This is a genomic window from Hymenobacter ruricola (assembly GCF_015694525.1).
GTDB lineage: Bacteria > Bacteroidota > Bacteroidia > Cytophagales > Hymenobacteraceae > Hymenobacter > Hymenobacter ruricola.
In genome coordinates this window covers 68,886-86,600 of sequence record NZ_JADQDM010000003.1, presented here as the reverse complement: position 1 = coordinate 86,600, position 17,715 = coordinate 68,886, and the positions used below count along the sequence as shown (strand labels likewise).

At 62.6% G+C, this 17,715-nt stretch carries 8 protein-coding genes and 1 tRNA gene; 7 read left to right on the top strand and 2 right to left on the bottom strand.

What is annotated here, in order from left to right:
- The gene (locus I2H31_RS08425; protein WP_196292584.1) at nt 1–465 is read right to left on the bottom strand and encodes a low affinity iron permease family protein; all 465 of its coding nucleotides are present in this window, start codon (nt 463–465) and stop codon (nt 1–3) included.
- Nucleotides 466–663: 198 nt separating this feature from the next.
- Here I2H31_RS08425 and I2H31_RS08420 point away from each other — a divergent pair.
- Nucleotides 664–745 (top strand) — tRNA-Leu (locus I2H31_RS08420).
- 437 nt (nt 746–1,182) lie between these two features.
- Entirely contained in the window at nt 1,183–6,579 is a 5,397-nt protein-coding gene (locus I2H31_RS08415; protein ID WP_196292583.1) for a carbohydrate-binding protein, read from the top strand.
- A gap of 220 nt (nt 6,580–6,799) precedes the next feature.
- Here the strand turns inward: I2H31_RS08415 and I2H31_RS08410 are convergent, their stop codons facing one another.
- A complete protein-coding gene (locus I2H31_RS08410) occupies nt 6,800–7,816 on the bottom strand; it encodes a LacI family DNA-binding transcriptional regulator (protein ID WP_196292582.1) in 1,017 nt (338 codons plus the stop codon).
- A 316-nt stretch (nt 7,817–8,132) separates the two neighbouring features.
- On the opposite strand from I2H31_RS08410, the gene I2H31_RS08405 reads away from it, so the two are divergent.
- The 5 genes from I2H31_RS08405 to I2H31_RS08385 all read left to right on the top strand — a co-directional run bounded on the left by I2H31_RS08405 (nt 8,133) and on the right by I2H31_RS08385 (nt 17,612).
- Entirely contained in the window at nt 8,133–11,336 is a 3,204-nt protein-coding gene (locus I2H31_RS08405; RefSeq protein ID WP_196292581.1) for a SusC/RagA family TonB-linked outer membrane protein, read from the top strand.
- 164 nt (nt 11,337–11,500) lie between these two features.
- Complete coding sequence (locus I2H31_RS08400) at nt 11,501–13,039, top strand: RagB/SusD family nutrient uptake outer membrane protein (RefSeq protein WP_196292580.1); 1,539 nt, start codon at nt 11,501–11,503, stop codon at nt 13,037–13,039.
- 123 nt (nt 13,040–13,162) lie between these two features.
- Nucleotides 13,163–15,034 (top strand): glycoside hydrolase family 2 protein, encoded by a 1,872-nt coding sequence (locus I2H31_RS08395; RefSeq protein ID WP_230687598.1) that lies wholly within the window; start codon nt 13,163–13,165, stop codon nt 15,032–15,034.
- 134 nt (nt 15,035–15,168) lie between these two features.
- The gene (locus tag I2H31_RS08390; protein ID WP_196292579.1) at nt 15,169–16,593 is read left to right on the top strand and encodes an agarase; all 1,425 of its coding nucleotides are present in this window, start codon (nt 15,169–15,171) and stop codon (nt 16,591–16,593) included.
- 152 nt (nt 16,594–16,745) lie between these two features.
- Nucleotides 16,746–17,612 carry a sialate O-acetylesterase gene (locus I2H31_RS08385; protein WP_196292578.1) on the top strand — a complete coding sequence of 289 codons (867 nt, stop codon included), beginning with the start codon at nt 16,746–16,748 and terminating at the stop codon, nt 17,610–17,612.
- The last annotated feature ends 103 nt before the right edge of the window (nt 17,613–17,715 follow it).

The following is a 17,715-nucleotide window of genomic DNA, read 5'->3' as shown; positions in this document are numbered from 1 at the left end:
TCACTCCATGTGCGCGGCCAGCTTTTCGCTGTGGTTGTCCTCGGCTTCCTCGATAGAGTGCGTTTTGCCGAGGTCGTTGTCTTTTTTGGCCAGTTCGGCCAGGGCGCAGTAGAAGTCGTGCATCAGCTTGATTTCTTCTTCGGAAAAGTCTTGGGCGTTGATAAGGCGGTTACTGGCGCCTTTGGTGGCGGCTATCAGTTCGTTGAGTTTGAGGTGCAGCACCAGGGAATCTTTATTCTGGGCGCGCTGAATGAGAAAAACCATCAGAAACGTAATGATGGTGGTGCCCGTGTTGATGACCAATTGCCAGGTCTCGGAATAATGAAACAAGGGCCCGGAAACCGCCCATACCAGCACAATTCCCACGGCCGTCACGAAGGCCATGGTGGAACCCGTGAACGTGGTAATGGCGCTGGCCATCCGGCCGAAAAGAGAATTGGGGGCGGGATTTTCGGAAGAATTCATCGCAAAGAGAGGGCTAAGGTGAACAATGCGGCAGTGGCAGCGCCACGATTCCGCAAGGTAAACAGCTGAACAATGGCGGTTTGATGAAAAAGCCGTGCCAATGTTTGGCGCGAGCCAAATTCGCCGGTTATCTTTGCACCCGCTTCGCCGCCTCAGCGGAGCCGGTTTCGGCCGAATTGCCCGGTTTAGTTGCCTTTTGCGCACGTGGTGAAACTGGTAGACACGCCATCTTGAGGGGGTGGTGCCTTCGGGTGTGGGAGTTCGAATCTCCCCGCGCGCACGCAAAACAGAAAGGCCCGTTCCAAGCAGTTGGAACGGGCCTTTCTGTTTTGCGGCCCTTTGCCCGGCGGCACCGAGCGGGATTTCTAGGCGAGAAAAAACGCGGAATCACCGCAAACGTTTTCGTAGATAAATTGGGTATGTCCTGCGCTTTTAGGGAAAGTCGGCGAATACCTTTAGCGGCCTGTTCGACTCATTTGGCCCCTCTCTGCTGGCTGCTCCCTCCTGCCCTACGCCACTGGCCGGCCACTACTTCTTGAGGTGCCTTAGTGCCGCTTTTGTTGCCTTCGCAACGCTGGTTACGGCCTTGTAGAAATCCGGAAACGCTTTTCAACAGCTTCCGAGCCCTACCGCAACCTCCCGGCACTGTCCCACCGGCAACGCGCCTTCGCCGCGCCTTTCGCCCGACTTCCCAACCCCAAAAATTCCCACTCGTCTATGAAAAGACTGCTATCCTTGCTCCTTCTGAGCTGGCTCGCGCTGAGCGCCGCCCACGGCCAGGCCATTTCGCCCTACCTCGCCGGCCAGAACGCTTGGCTGCCCACGGCCCTGGGCACACAGGTATTCAACGGGCAGCTCGACCGGCTGTGGCCGCTGGTGAAGCAGTCGAAGGTGCAAATGATTCGCATCGGCGGCAACGGGGTGAACTCTAATCTGGTCACCAACGCCCAGTACATTGCCCTGATTGACTCCATTCGGCGCATCGGGGCCGAGCCCATGGTGCAGGTATCGGAAGGCCGCGGCCGGTTCACGGCGGCGCAGGCGGCGCAGGTGGTGCAGCACGTCAACATCACGATGCAACGCCACGTGAAATACTGGATTATCGGCAACGAACCCGATTTGAACAATTCTTCGCAGCCGAATCCGGTGAGCATTGCGGGCGTGGAGGCCTACATTAAGGCCTTCGCTTCGGCCATGAAGGCCGTGGACCCTACCATCCTGACCGTGGGGCCGGAAAATGCTTCGTATGGCGGCGGCTACATGCCCGCGCTGGTGGGCGGCGCCAACGACATCACCGGTACCGATGCCAACGGCCGCTACTACATCGACGTCATTTCCTTCCACACCTATCCCTTCAACGGCACGCAAACCCGCGCCGGCGTGGTGAGCGGTACCAACAACCTGACCACCAACGTCAACAACCTGCTGGGCCTGATGGCGGCGGCCAACGCCAAAAACAACCGCACCGGCGCCAACGCCCTGCGCTGGGCCCTCACCGAGTTCAACGTGGACTACGCCAACCCGACCGTGAACACGGTGGAAGGCGTAGGTGTGCATTCCTTTCTGAACGGGCAGTTTTGGGCCGAGGTGTTTGGCGTGGGCATGAAGTACGAGGCCGTGTCGATGATGCCCTGGTCCATTCACGAGGGCAGTGGGGCGCGCGGCACCGGCGACTTGGGCTACATCGACGGGGGCACGCCCACCACGTTTAAGCCGCGTTCGGCGTTTTGGCACGAGATGCTGGTGGCGGAAAACCTGCACGGCACCAACCTGAATGCCACCGACAACCAGGCGCTGGTGAAAGTGCTCAGCAGCACCGACAACGGCACCACGGCGGTGATGATACTGAACGAAAGCGACGCGACGGACTACGATTTCACGGTGCAGCTGAACGGCAATACGGTGCCGGGCGCGAACGCGCTCAAAATCAACGTGCCGGCCGGCATCAACAACTCCTACAACGACAAAATCTACGCCCAGTCGACGCTGGTGCTGCTGTTTGATGCCCAAGGCGCGCTCACGCGCAAGATTGTGTACTCGCTGCAGCACGCGCAGAACACGTTGCCGCCGACGTATCTCAAACCTGGGCAAACGTTTACGCTGGCGTCTTTTTCGGCTGATAAAACCTTCACTTGCGTGGCTCCGGAGGCGGTGACTTACGCGGCCACGGTGCTGGGTGAAGCCACCTCCCTGACCTGGGATTTCGGCGCGGGCGCCACGCCGGCCGTGGGCACCGGCAAGAACCCGCCGGCCGTGACCTACGCCACGCCGGGCAACAAAACCGTCACGCTGACGCTGGTGAACCCCGACACAACCATCGTGGTGACCAAGGCCAACTACGTGCAAGTCAGCGCCTGCGTGCGCACGCCCTTCACCGGCACCAATGCCGTGATTCCGGGTGTGGTGAAGGCCGTGGAGTTTGACAACGGCGGCCAGGGCGTGGCTTACAATGACTCGGACGTGGCCAACCGCGGCGCGGCCCTCGACCCTTCGGTGCCGCGCGCCGGGGAGTCGGTTGATACTGAAAACGGCGGCGAAGGCCTGGGCAACGTGGGCTATTCGGCCAACGGCGAATGGCTGAAATACTCGGTGAATGTGCTGCGCAGTGGCCTGTACCGGGTCACGGTGCGGGTGGCCTCGGGCAACGCCACGGGCGGCAGCCTGCGCCTGTCGGTGAACGACGTGGACAAAACCGGCTTGATAAGCGTGCCCAACACGGGCGGCTACCAGGCTTTTCAGGACCTGGTACTCAACAACGTGTACCTGAGCGCCGACGCCAACGCCACGCTCAAGTTCGACATCGTGGCCAGCAGCTTCAACTTCTCGAAAATTACCTTTGCCGAACAGCCTATTTCGGGCATCGTGGTGAACCGCTTGTACAACGGCAGCTCGACTTCGGACGGCGCGACCGACGCCGTGGAGCTGCTGGTGGTGCAGGACCACCTCGACATTCGCGGGCTGATAGTAAAGGACTTTGAATCGAACCTGACCCTCGACAACGGCGGCAAGTACCAGTTCAAGGACAACACCTTGTGGAAAGATTTGCGCATTGGCACCACCGTCGTGCTGCGCCGCCTCACGTCCGGCATCACGGGCTACGCGGAGGACGTGGACCCGGCCGATTTCAAAATCGACCTGCTGATGGAAAACAGCACTTACCTGGACGCGCTGGCACCCGCCGGCCAAAATTTCAACCTGACGCAAACCGACATGGTGCTGCTGAAAACCGGCACCGCCAGCGGCACCGACAACGCCGTGCACGCCTTGGCCACCAACGCCACGGGGCTGGCCCTGTACGCGGCTGTGGCCAGTCCCAAGCTGCTGCTGAGCACCGGCCTGGGCACGGGCGCGTTCGTGTACCCCACCAACCCGGCCCAAAGCACGGCCGACTACAACGGCACCAACGTGCTGACGTCGACCAGCGCCAGCCGCAACTGGGGCGACGGTTTTGGCCCCGCCAACATCACCTACATCAACACCTTGCGCGGACTGGCGGCCACGGCCCCGCCCATCGTGGTGAACCGGATTTACAACGGCTCGAACGACGGTACCGGCAACCTCGACGCCGTGGAGCTGCTGGTGGTGCAGGACCACCTGGACGTGCGTGGCATGATTGTGAAGGACTTTGAGAGCAACGGCACGGCCGACACCGGCGGAAAATACCAGTTCACCACCAACGCGCTGTGGGCGGATTTGCGCAGCGGCACCACCATCGTGCTGCGCCAGCTGGGCGGCCCCGCGGGCTACGTGCCCGACTACGACGCCTCGGACTTCACGCTGGATTTCTTCTTCGGCAACAACACCTACCTTACGCCGCTGGCTACCAACTTCAACATCACGCAGTACGACATGGTGATGATTAAGGCCGCGGGCTCGCCCGCGGCGGGCGTGACGGGGGCAATTCACACGTTTGCCACGCGCCTGGCGCTGGGCGGCTCGGTGCCGGCCGGCACCACGGCCAACTACACGGCCACGCCTAACTACAAAATGGCCGCCCCGGACCTGGACAACGGCGGCAGCCCGAGCAAGTTTGTCTATCCCCTGAACCCCACCCAGACCGTAGCCGACTACAACGGCACGGGCAAGGCCAGCGCCTCGGGCAGCACGGCGCTGAACTGGGGCTATGGCTTCGGCACGCCCAATATTACATACATCCAGTCCTTGCGCAACGCCGTGACGGGACCGGATTTGGTGGTGCTGAACGGCCAGAGCATGGCGGCCGGCGGCGTTTATAACAGCATCACGGTGCAAAGCGGCGGCACCCTCACCCTGCAGCTCAACGCCACGGTGGCAACTACGGTGCAGGTGCTCACGGGCGGCAAGCTCATCACCAACTGCCAGACGCTGAGCGGCGCGGGCAGCTTCGAGCTGCAAGCCGGCGCCGAGCTGCACATCTGCGACCCGGCCGGCATTGCGGCGACTGGTGCCATCGGCGCCATTCAGCTGGCGGGCCGCAGCTTTTCTGCCGATGCGCTTTACACCTACAACGGCACGGGCCCGCAGGTAACCGGCACTGGCTTGCCCGGCACCGTGCGCAGCCTCACGGTAAACAACACCGCCGCGCTGGCCACCGACCGCACCCTGGCGCTGAGCCAGCCCCTGAGCGTGGCCCAGGTGGCGCGCCTGCAAAGCGGCAACCTCAACACCGGGGGCCAGGCTTTCACGCTGCTGTCCTCGGCGGCGGGCACAGCGCTGCTCGACAACACCGGTGGCGTGGTGAATGGCGCCGGCACCCTGCAGCGGGCCATCACCAGCAGCGTGACCGGGCCAGCCTACCGCCATTTCAGCTCACCAGTAGCCAGTGCGCCGCTAGGCAGCGTAGCCACGGCGGGCTTTTCGCCCACATTTAACACGGACTACAACACCAGCATAACGCCCAGCGCGGTGTCGCCTTTCCCCACGGTGTTTGGCTACGAGGAAAGCCGGGTGGGGGCCGTTAGGTCCAATTATGGAGCGTTTGACCAAGGCTGGTTCTCGCCCGCGATGGATTCTGACATCATGCAGCCCACCCACGGCTACACAGTGAACATGCCCGCCACCAGCGCGCCCGTGGCCTTCACCGGCACGTTCAACAACGGCGCGCAAAACTCCGGTACCCTGAACCACGGCCCCGATGCCGACGCCGGCTGGCAGCTGTTGGGCAACCCCTACCCTTCGCCCCTCGACTGGAACACCGTGACGCCGGCCCAGCGCCCGGGCATGGACGCGGCCATGTACGTGTACCAAAGCACCGGCCAGTACGCCGGCACCTACCGCACCTACACCAACGGCGTGGGCGCCTCCCCGCTGATTGTGGCCGGCTCGGGCTACTTCGCCCGCGTTTCGGCCCCTGGCACGCCCGGCGCCGTGAACCTGACCAACGCCAACCGCGTCACCACTTTCGCCGCCCAGCCTGCCTTCGGGCGCGGCACCGTGGATGCCCGCCCCCTGCTGCGCCTCACGCTGAGCGGGGCCAATCTGCAGGACGACGCCTACGTGTACTTCGAGCAAGGCGCCACGGCCGGCGTAGATGCCGAATTCGACGCTACCAAGCTGCCCAACCCCACCAGCCTGGACTTGGCCTCGCTGGCCGGCGCCACGCCGCTGGCCATCAACGCCCTGGCCCCGCTGACTACGGATGTGGTGGTACCGCTCAGCCTGCGCGTGCCGCAAGCTGGCACGTTTGCCCTTGCGGTAGCTGATTTGGGCAATTTCGGGTCGGCGCGCGTGTATTTGCGCGATGCGCTGACCGGTGCCCAGCAACTGCTGGCGGTTGGCAGCCGCTACCCGTTCACGCTGAACACGCTGACTGCTGGTAACGGACGCTTTAGCCTCGTGTTTAGCCCGGCGGCCGTCACGGCTGCGCGGGCGGAGCTGAGCGCGGCCACGGTGAGCCTCTACCCCAACCCGGCCCACGGCAGTTTCACGGTGCTGCTGCCGCCGCTGGCGGGCCAGTTTGCGGTGCGCGCCACCTTGTTCAACGCGCTGGGCCAGGCGGTGCAGGCGCGCACCATTAGGCTGAGTGCGGCCGGCGCCACGGCGGAATTCAACACCCGGAACTTGTCCGCAGGCGTGTACACGTTGCGCTTGCAAGCCGATAAGGAATTGCTGACGAAGCGCGTAGTTATTGAGTAACGCCGACTTAGCAAGTCATTAAAAAGGCCCCGAAATTCTATTTCGGGGCCTTTTTGTGTTGAAATTAAAGCCGTTTAGGTTTCTTCAAACTATTTGAACGTCCTGCTGAGCGCAGCCGAAGCATCTCTACCGAATAGTAACTAAATACTTGCGCAGTAAAGGTGCTTCGGCTGCGCTCAGCAGGACGGTCTATTTACTTTTTACTTCCTGAGCAGCTTTATTATTCTGAAGCGGTGGAGCGTCTTTCAAACAGCGTAGACTCCAGCACGATGCTCTGGGCGGGCAGCACGGCTTTCTTCTTTTCCACGGCCCGGAGCAGGATTTTGGCGGCTTCGCGGCCGATTTCGTAGGCGGGCTGGGTGATGGTGGACAGCGGCGGGTCGAGCAGGGCGGCGGCTTCGAGGTTGGAGAAACCGATGATTTTTACGTCTTCCGGAATGCGGCGGCCCAGCTCCTTGCACACGTGGTAGGTGCTGATGGCCAGCCGCTCAACGGACGCAAACACGCCGTCGATGTCGGGCCGGCGCAGCAGCAGCTCGCGGATGAGGGCCACGTTCTGCTCGTTGTCCATCACGCCGTGCAGCACGAGGTCGGGGTCGGGCGTGAGGCCGTGGGCCTGCAGGGCGTCGAGGTAACCCTGCTGGCGAAACTGCCCAATAGACAAGTTGTTGGAAATCAGCAAGTGGGCGACGTGCCGGCAGCCGGCCAAAATCAGGTGCTCGGTGGCGCGGTAGCCGCTTTCGTAGTCGTTGGTGGTGACTTTGGCGGTGGCCACTTCGGCGCACACACGGTCGAAAAACACGATGGGCAGGTTGGTTTCCTGTAGGCTTTTGATGTGGGCAAAGTCCTCGGTGCCGCTGGCCACGGACATCAGCAGGCCATCGATGCGGCCGCCTTTGAGGTGCTGCACGATGGACACTTCGCGGGCGTAATCGTCGTGGGTGAGGTAGATGAGGACGTGGTAGCCGCTTTGGCGGGCCGCCTCCTCGATGCCGTTGATGGCGAGGGCGAAGAAGTGGTTGGCCACCTTGGGGATGACCACGCCGATGGTTTTGCTCAGGTTGCGGCGCAGGCTGCTGGCGTAGGCATTGGGCTCGTAGTTGAGGGCCGTGGCCAGGGCCCGCACGCGCGCTTTGGTGGCGTCGGACACTTCGTGGCTATCGCGCAAGGCCCTGGAAACCGTGGCGATAGACATGTTGAGTTGCTCGGCCAGCGACTTCAGATTCACGGGCGTCATGGCAGGAGAATGGAGATACGAACGAGAAGAAAAGGCAATTTTCTATAACAATTGGCAAAGCCGCAATACATACAAACCTAACAGTTGGGGGCCGGAAAACCGCCATTTTGAGCACGGCGGGTGAAAACGTTTGCGTAAATAAAGACCTGTCGGCGAGGTGCAATCGGTGAGAAGAATCCGGTACTTCGCAGGGCAATCGGCTGGGTAAGTCTTCACTGACCACGCTTGCCAGTGGCGCTAGGCCACTTTTGCTCTGCCCGCGCGCCCCCCCTACCGCCCGCCGCGGCCTCCCATCGTCACCAAACCCACCCACCACATGACGGACATTTTACGACCCGATTTTCGGCGCTACCTGCGGCCCCTGGTGCTGCTGCCCGCGCTGAGCCTGGGGCTGAGCGCCCCCACCCTGGCCCTGGCCACCCCGCTGCCGCTGGCGCGGGGGGTGCAGGCCGACATCACCATCACGGGCCGCGTGCTGGACGAGAAAGGCGCGGGCCTGCCCGGCGTCAACGTCATCGTGAAGGGTACCACCAACGGCACCCAAACCGACGTGGACGGCCGCTACACCATCAAAGCGCCCGAGGACGCGACGCTGATTTTCACCTTCGTGGGCTACCTGACGAAGGAAGAAAGCGTGGGCGGCCGCACGGCCATCAACGCCTCGCTGGCGCCCGACTCGAAGGCGCTGGAGGAAGTGGTGGTGGTGGGCTACGGCGTGCAGGAGAAAAAACTGCTGGCCACGTCCATTTCCTCGATTTCGGCCAAGCAGGTGGAGCTGATTCCGGTGTCGTCGCCTTCCGAAGCCCTGGTGGGCCTGGTGGCCGGCGCCCAGATTACGGAGCCTTCGGGCGAGCCCGGCCAGGGCGCGGTGATTCGCGTGCGGGGCCTGGGCTCGATTTCGGCCGGCAACTCGCCGCTGTACGTGGTGGACGGCTACCCGCTCAACAACGCCGACAGCTACAACCAGATTCCGCCCGGCGACATCGCCAGCATCCAGATTCTGAAGGACGCGGCGGCCTGCGCCATCTACGGCTCGCGCGGCGGCAACGGCATCGTGATTGTGACCACCAAGCGCGGCCGCAACGACGGCCAGACCCGCTTCAACTTCACGGCCAACGCCGGGGTGGTGGAGGTGGCCAAGAAAGTGGACCTGATGGACCGCGACCAGTACCTGGACTACCTGCGCGAGTCCTTCCGGAACGGCAACCGGGCCCTGCCGGCCCAGCTGGCGCCGGGCGCGCCCGAGCTGCCCAACACCAACTGGCAGAACGAGATTTTCGGCACCGGCTCGCAGCAGCAGTACCAGCTGTCGGCCTCGGGCGGCACCAACAATTCGCGCTTCTACATCTCGGGCAGCTACTTCAACCAGCAGGGCGTCATCAAAAACACCGGCTTCGACCGCTTTGCTCTGCGCGCCAACTACGACGCGCAGCTGAGCAAGAAGCTGAAGCTGGGCCTGAGTTTGGCCCCCAACTTTTCGCGCACCGACATCAAGCCGATTTCGGGCAGCTACAACGGCGGCAACATTTCGGGCGGCGGCCCCGGCGGCGAAACGGCCATTGTGACGGCGGCCCTGATTCTGCCGCCCGTGGTGCCCGTGCGCCTGGCCAACGGCGACTACGGCGCCATCCGCAACTCGGGCTCGGGCCTCACCACGCCCGGCGACTTGCTGAACCCCGTGGCCACCATCGACCTCTACAAGGACCGCACCACCGCCGTGCGCGGTCTGGGCTCGGCGTTCCTGGATTTTGAAATCCTCAAGGGCCTGAACCTGCGCACCAACTTCGGGGCCGAGCTGGTGAATAACCGCCGCGCCATTTACGTGCCGGCCACGCTGGGCACGGTAAACAACGCCGGCGCCAACCTCTCCACGCCCATTCTGAACAACATCGACGCGCGGCAGGTGAACAGCACCAACCTGAACTGGGTGTGGGAAAACACGGCCACCTACAACCGCAAGCTCGGCGCCGACCACGACGTGACCGTGCTGGCCGGCTACTCGGCCCAGTACAACCAGAACGAGGGCAGCACCGTGCTGGGCCAGACCGGCACCTACACCACCCCCGACATTGAGTACGCCACGGCCGCCGGCCAGCTCTTCGGCCAAACCGCCTACTCGGCCAACTCGCTGGTTTCCCTGTTTGGCCGCGTCGACTACGCCTTTAAGGAGCGCTACATCCTGACGGCCGCGCTGCGCACCGACGGCTCCTCGCGCTTCGGCCCCGACAACCGCTACGCCACCTTCCCCTCGGTGGCCCTGGCCTGGCGCGCCGGTGAGGAAACCTTTATCAAAGCCATTCCGGCCATTTCGGAGCTGAAATTCCGCGCCTCCTACGGCGTGACGGGCAACAACAACATCGGCGACTACAACTACCAGAGCTACCAGACGGCCGCCAACTACGTGTTTGGCACCGGCAACGGCGTGCGCAACTACGGCTTCGCACCCAACGGCCTGGCCCTGCGCAACCTGGGCTGGGAAACCAACACCCAGTTCGACGCCGGCTTCGATTTCGGCCTGTTCCGCGACCGCATTTACCTGACCGTGGCCGCCTACCAGCGCAACACCACCGACCTGCTGCTGAACCGCAACATTCCGTCCATCCTCGGCTACTCGTCGCGGGCGCTGGCCAACGTGGGCGAGGTGCGCAACCGCGGCCTGGAATTCCAGCTGAACACGGCCAACATCGTGAACGGCCCCTTCACCTGGAGCACGTCGGCCAACCTTTCGCTGAACCGCAACCAGGTCATTGCGCTGGCCGGCGAAAACGAGCAGATTACGTTCGACGCCGTGTTTGGCTACACCAGCTCCATCCGGGTGGTGCCGGGCCAGCCGCTGGGCGTGTTCTACGGCTACCAGCAGGAAGGCGTGTACCGCGACAAAGCCGACGTGGACGCCAGCCCCAAGTGGACGGGCAGCACCCTGGCCGTGCAGCCGGGCGACTTCAAGTTCAAGGACCTGAACGGCGACGGCCAGATTAACACCCTCGACGTGGGCGTCATCGGCAACCCCTTCCCCGACTTCACTTACGGCCTGCAAAACACCTTCGGCTACAAAGACTTGTCGCTGGCCGTTACGCTGCAGGGCTCGCAGGGCAACGACGTGCTCTACGCCGGCGACCGGTACACCTTCAACTCGCCCGGCCAAACCAACGGCCGCGTGCAGCTGGTGGACCGCTGGCGCAGCCCCGAAAACCCCGGCGACGGCAAAACGCCCTTTGCCACGTCGGCCAGCTCGCTGCGCACGGTGTTCAACTCCTACTTCATTCAGGACGGTTCGTTCCTGCGCATCCGCAACGTAACCTTGCGCTACAACCTGCCCGTGGGCTGGGCCAAGAAAGCCGGCCTGCAAAGCGCCGGCATCTACACCGCGGTGCAGAACCTGTACACCTTCACCAAGTACGTGGGCTACAACCCCGAAGCCAACAACTACGGCAACACCACCAACCCCACCTACGGCGTGGACCAGGGCTCCTACCCCATGAACCGCACCGTCACGCTGGGCCTGCAGGTCGGCTTCTAGAACCTTGTGCAAAGCGCAGCAAAGAAGAACGTCATGTCGAGCTTGCCGAGACATCTCGCCGCGGAAAACTAATTACTACCCCACGCGAGATGTCTCGGCAAGCTCGACATGACGGCCTACTCTGCATGACGTGCTTTCCCACCAAACATTAACCAATTCCCACCATGACTTTCAATAAATTTTTCTCGGGAGCTGCCGTTGCCTCGCTGATGGGCCTGGGCGCGCTGGGCACCAGCTCGTGCCAGAAGGACTTCATCGAGCTGGACGACCCCACGCGCATTCCCACCGCCGACAGCTACACCGACTCGCTGAGCGTTTTCAACGGCGTGACGGCGGCCTACTCCTCTTTGCAGGACCTGTACGGGCGCGGGGGCGGCAGCCGCGGCTGGTTCATCTTCGCCGAAATCCCGTCGGACAACAGCTACACCGTGACCTCGGGCGAGCGCCTGAATGAGTTCAACGACTTCACGCTTTTCGCCGACAACCAGCACATCCAGAGCTACTGGCTCTCGACCTACCGCACCATTGCGCGCTGCAACCTCATCCTGAGCCGCGCCGGCGGCGTGAAGCTCACCGACGCCACCCGCAACCGCTACTACGGCGAGGTGCGCTTCATCCGGGCGCTGGCTTACTTCAACGCCGTGCGCATCTGGGGCAAAATTCCCTTGGTGACCCAGGAAATCCAGTCCATTCAGGACGCTTACCCGTTCGGCCGGGCGGCGGTGGAAGACGTGTACATCCAGATTGAAAAGGACCTGGACTTTGCCGAAAAGAACCTGCCCGTGACGCAAACCGGCAACAACCTGGGCCGCGCCACCAAGGGTGCCGCCACGGCCTTGTTTGGCAAGGTGCTGCTTACCCAGCAGAAGTACCAGGCCGCGGCCGACAAGCTCGCGCTCCTGGCCACGGGCTCGACTTATGCGCTGCAAGCCACTTACGCCAACATCTTCGCGACGAACAACGAGATGAACAGCGAAATCATTTTCGCGGCGCGCTACACCAAGGGCACGCTGGGCTTGGGCAGCGCTTTCACCACGTGGTTTATGCCGGCGTATGGCACCACGCAGTCTACGGCTTTGCTGGGGGCGGCCTTCACCGGCCAGCAGTTCAACACGGTGGATAATGACCTGATAGCCGCCTTCACGGCGAGTTCCGCGTCTACGCCCACCCTGCCCGACCTGCGCGCCGCCACGTCCTACGTGCTGCCAGCCGGCGCCGCCACCACCCTGGGTTACTACACCAAGAAATACATCGACACGCCCACCAGCGCCACCGACGCCGAAAACGACTGGATTGTGCTGCGCCAGGCCGACGTGCTGCTCATGTACGCCGAAGCCGTGAACGAGGCCTCCGGCCCCACCGCCCCGGCCCTGACGGCCGTCAACCAAGTTATCCGCCGCTCGCGGGGCCTGCCCGTGGCCACCGCCAACGCCGCCGTGGACCTGCCCGCCGCCACCACCCAAACCGCACTGCGCGACCGCATCGAGCTGGAGCGCCGCCTGGAGCTCAACTTTGAGGGCCACCGCTGGTTCGACTTGGTGCGCACCGGCCGCGCCATCGCCGTGATGAACGCCTACTTCATTCGCACCGCGGCGGCCGGCACCACGCCGAATAAAATTGACCAGGACGACCTGCTGTTCCCCATTCCGGTGCAGGAAATCCAGACCAACCCCATCCTGACCCAGAACAATGGGTATAAATAAGCCTTGGTGAGTGAGCGAGTGGTGAAGGTTGGCGCAACCCCGCGAGGCCACTACAAGGGCTGGGGCCAAGCCGGCTTTCATCACTTCGCTTTTTAACCGCAGTCCTTTCTTTTCCCTCTGATTATGACCTTTCCCACCCCGTTGAAGATGATGCTGCTGGCCATTCTGCTGGGCGTCGTGGGCAGCGTCTCCGCGCCGGCGGCCCGCGCCCAAACCAGCCTCATCCAGAACGCCCCGGCCCGCCGCGTGCTCAGCCTCAACGGCAGCTGGAACTACATCATCGACCCCTACGAAAACGGCTTCTACGACTACCGCCGCGAGGCTTTTGACAAATCAGCCAGCGGCAAGGGCGGGTACTACGACAACGCCAAGCCCAGCACCGCCCAGGAACCCGAGCTGATTGAGTACGACTTCGACCACTCGGCCGCGATGCAGATTCCGGGCGACTGGAACTCGCAGGACCCCAAGCTGCTGTACTACGAAGGCACCATCTGGCTGAAAAAGAGCTTCCAGCTAAAGCCCGCGGCCGGCAAGCGCTACTTTATTTATTTCGGGGCGATTAATTACGAGTCGCACATTTACCTGAACGGCAAGAAGCTGGGCATGCACCAGGGCGGCTTCACCCCCATTCAGTACGAGGTGACGGGCAAGCTGAACCCGAGCGGCGACAACTTCGTGGTGGTGAAGGCCGACAACACCCGCCACTTGGAAGCCGTGCCGACCATCAACACCGACTGGTGGAACTACGGCGGCATCACCCGCGACGTCTTCATTGCCGAAACGCCCGAGACGTTCATCGTCGATTACAAAGTGCAGCTGGCCAAGGACAACCTGACCCAGCTGGCCGGCTACGTGCAGCTCGACGGCGCCGGAAAAGCGGGCCAACCCGTGACGCTTAACATCGCCGAAGCCGGCCTTAAGCAAACGCTGAAAACCGACGGCGAAGGCCGCGCCAGCTTCAGCCTGCCGGCGAAGAAGCTGAAACTATGGTCGCCCCAGAGCCCCAAGTTGTACGCCGTGACGCTCACGAATGGCAACGAGACGGTGCAGGACCGCATCGGCTTCCGCACCATCCAAACCCGGGGGCAAGACATTTTGCTGAACGGCAAGTCAGCCTTCATGCGCGGCATTTCGATGCATGACGAAAACCCGCTGATTCCGGGCCGGGCGCGCAGCGAGGGCGACCTGCGCATGCTGCTCACCTGGGCCAAGGAGCTGGGCTGCAACTACGTGCGCCTGGCCCACTACCCCCACAACGAAACCATGCTCAAGCTGGCCGACGAAATGGGCCTGCTGGTCTGGGCCGAAGTGCCCGTGTACTGGACCATTGCCTGGCAAAACCCCGCCACCTACCAAAACGCCGAGACCCAGCTTTCGGACCTGATTTCGATGGGGAAAAACCGGGCCAGCGTGGTGGTGTGGTCGGTGGGCAACGAAACGCCACTGGGCGACCCGCGCCTCGCCTTCATGACCAACCTGGTGAAGAAGGCGCGCAGCCTCGACGACACCCGCCTCATTGCGGCTGCCCTGGAGTTGCACCGCACGCCCGATAACGTGATTCACGTGGACGACCCGCTGGGCGAATTCCTGGATTTGACCAGCTTCAACGAGTACGCCGGCTGGTACTGGGGCGGCAAACCCAGCGAAATCACCAAGTACACTTTCGACATCAAGTACAACAAGCCGGTGATGATTAGCGAGTTTGGCGGCGACGCGCTGGGCGGCTATCACGGCGACGCCGAAACTCGCTGGAGCGAGGAGTACCAGGAGGCCCTCTACGTGAACCAGCTCAAGATGCTGAGCACGATAAAAGGCCTGCGCGGCATGACGCCCTGGATTCTGGCCGACTTCCGCGCCACCCGCCGCCAGCACCCGGTGTACCAGAACGGCTTCAACCGCAAAGGTTTGATTTCAAGCACCGGCGTGAAGAAGAAAGCATTTTACGTGCTGCAGGAATATTACCGGCAGATGGGTCAGAAATACGACGGAAAATGATGGAAGCGACGAATCAAATTCGCCAAGCGTACGCCTCACCCCCCGGCCCCCTCTCCGGGGGAGAGGGGGAGTGTTCAACGAAACTTGCGTCTGCCCTCCCCTCTCCCCCGGAGAGGGGGCCGGGGGGTGAGGCCTTGCGCCTGCTGACAGCCGCCTTTGTGCTATGCGCCCTCACCTCTAACGCCCAAACCGCCTCCCGCGACAGCGCCGAATACACCCTGCGCGTGGCCGCCAAGAAGACCATCAACAATTCCACGGTTGACGGCAAAGCGGGCTTTTCGGAATACAAGAACTACCCCACGCGTGCCGTGGCCACGCTGCAGGGCTTCAAGCCTGCCACCGTGAAGTTGGACAAATACGGCGGGCGCCTCGACAAAAAGACCAAAGCCACCGGCTACTTCCACGTGGAAAAAATAGCCGGCCGCTGGTGGGCCGTGGACCCCGACGGCTACTACTTCCTGCACAACGCCCCCAACGACGTGCAGCCCGGCAGCTCGGAGCGCACCAAAAAAGCCTTGGCAGATAAGTATGGCGACCGCGCTGGCTGGATGGCCGCCACCCGCAAGTTCTTCTTCGCCAACGGCTTCAACGGCGCGGGCGCCTGGTCGGCCACCAAGGAAATTCAGGCAGAAAATGCTCGGGTCGACCAGCCGCTGGCCTACACCATCAATCTGGATTTGATGAGCGGCTACGGCAGCAAGCGCGGCGGCACCTACGTGCAGCCCGGCCACAAAGGCTACCCCAACGACGTCATTTTCACCTTCGACCCCGGCTTTGAGGAGTACGTGGAAGAGCGCGCCAAATTCCTGGCCAGCAACAAAAAGGACAAGAATCTCTTCGGCTATTTCTCCGACAACGAAATGCCGCTGCTGCGCAAAAACCTCGACGGCTACCTCAAGCTGCCCACCACCGAGCCCGGCTACGTAGCCGCCAAAAAATGGGCCGACGAGCGCAGCATCACCCTCGAAACCATAACGGACCAGAACCGGCAGGATTTCCTGGCTTTCGCGGCCGATAAGTACTTCTCCATCGTGGCCAAGGCCCTGAAGAAGTACGACCCCAACCACCTGTACCTCGGCTGCCGCTTCCACGGTGCCCAGCGCTACTACCCGGAGCTGATGAAGGTGGCCGGCAAGTACCTGGACGTGGTGAGCATCAACTACTACAACAACTGGACGCCCGAAAAAACCTGGGTGCGCGACTGGGAAGTTTTCGCCGGCAAGCCCTTCATCGTCACGGAGTGGTACGTGAAGGGCGAGGACGCCCCCGGCCTGGCCAACACCGCCGGCGCCGGCTGGGTGGTGAAGACCCAGGCCGACCGTGGCCTGTTCTACCAGAATTTCACGCTGGGCCTGTTGGAATCGAAGAATTGCGTGGGCTGGCACTGGTTCAAGTACCAGGACAACGACCCCACCATTGTGGGCGCCGAGCCCTCGAACACGAACGCCAACAAAGGCATCGTGGACAACTACCTGGAGCCTTACACGCCTCTGCTCGACAAGATGCGCGAACTGAACCAGCAGATGTACCACCTGGCCGATTTCTTCGACCAGCGCTAATTGAACGATGTCGAGACGCAATATTTTGCGTCTCGTCGTTGAACGACGACGCCTGAACGCCCCACGTTGGACGACCAGAACCGCCCAACCCGCGCAGTTATAACAACATCAGCAACGACGAGACGCAATATTTTGCGTCTCTACCCCCAGCCATGCCCCGCCCCCGCCCGATACTGCTGAAACTCCTGCTGCTGGCGCTGCCCGCCGCGGGACTGCGGGCGCAGGTGTTGAAACCCAGGCTGCGGCAGGTAGTAGCGCCGCCGGCTCGGAAAGAGAAATTTCAGTTGTACCTGCTGATTGGGCAGTCGAACATGGCCGGGCGCGGCGCGGTGGAATCCCAGGACACCCTCCCCAACCGCCACGTGCTGCGCCTTAGCCCCGCCGGGCAGTGGGAAATAGCCAAAGACCCCATTCACTTCGACAAACCCGTGGCTGGCGTCGGCCCGGGCCTCACCTTTGGCCGACTGATGGCGGCCCGGAATACCAGCGTTACCGTTGGGCTGATTCCGGGCGCGGTGGGTGGCTCCGGCATTGATTTCTGGATGCCCGGCGCCTACTTCCCGGACACCAAAAGCCACCCTTACGACGACGCCCTGGCACGCGCCAAAACGGCCTTGCAAACGGGCACGCTGGCCGGCATCATCTGGCACCAGGGCGAGTCGGACAGCAACCCGGAGAAAAGCGCCGCCTACCAGGCCAAGCTTAAGGCTCTGATAGAACGGCTGCGAACGGACCTGCAGGCACCGAATGTGCCCTTCGTGGCCGGGCAACTGCCCGCTTTCCAGATAAACAAGCCCGGCCCCGACGGCCAGTCCCAAACCAACCAAGCCGCTTTGCGCATCAACCAGGCCGTGGCGCAGCTGCAAAAACAGGTGCCGCATTACGACTTCATCACCGCGGAAGGCACGGCCGACATCGGCGACCACACGCATTTCAACACCGCCTCGGCCCGGCTGCTGGGCCAGCGCTACGCGGCGGCTATGCAAAAGCTACAACGAAAATTACCCCGCAAAAAATAACCCTTCTTTCACCCTACACCCTTCTTTCGCTGCTGATTCCCTCGGCAGTACTGCGCCTATCTGGCGGCTGCCGGCCCGACGTGGACCACGAAAAGCCGCAAAC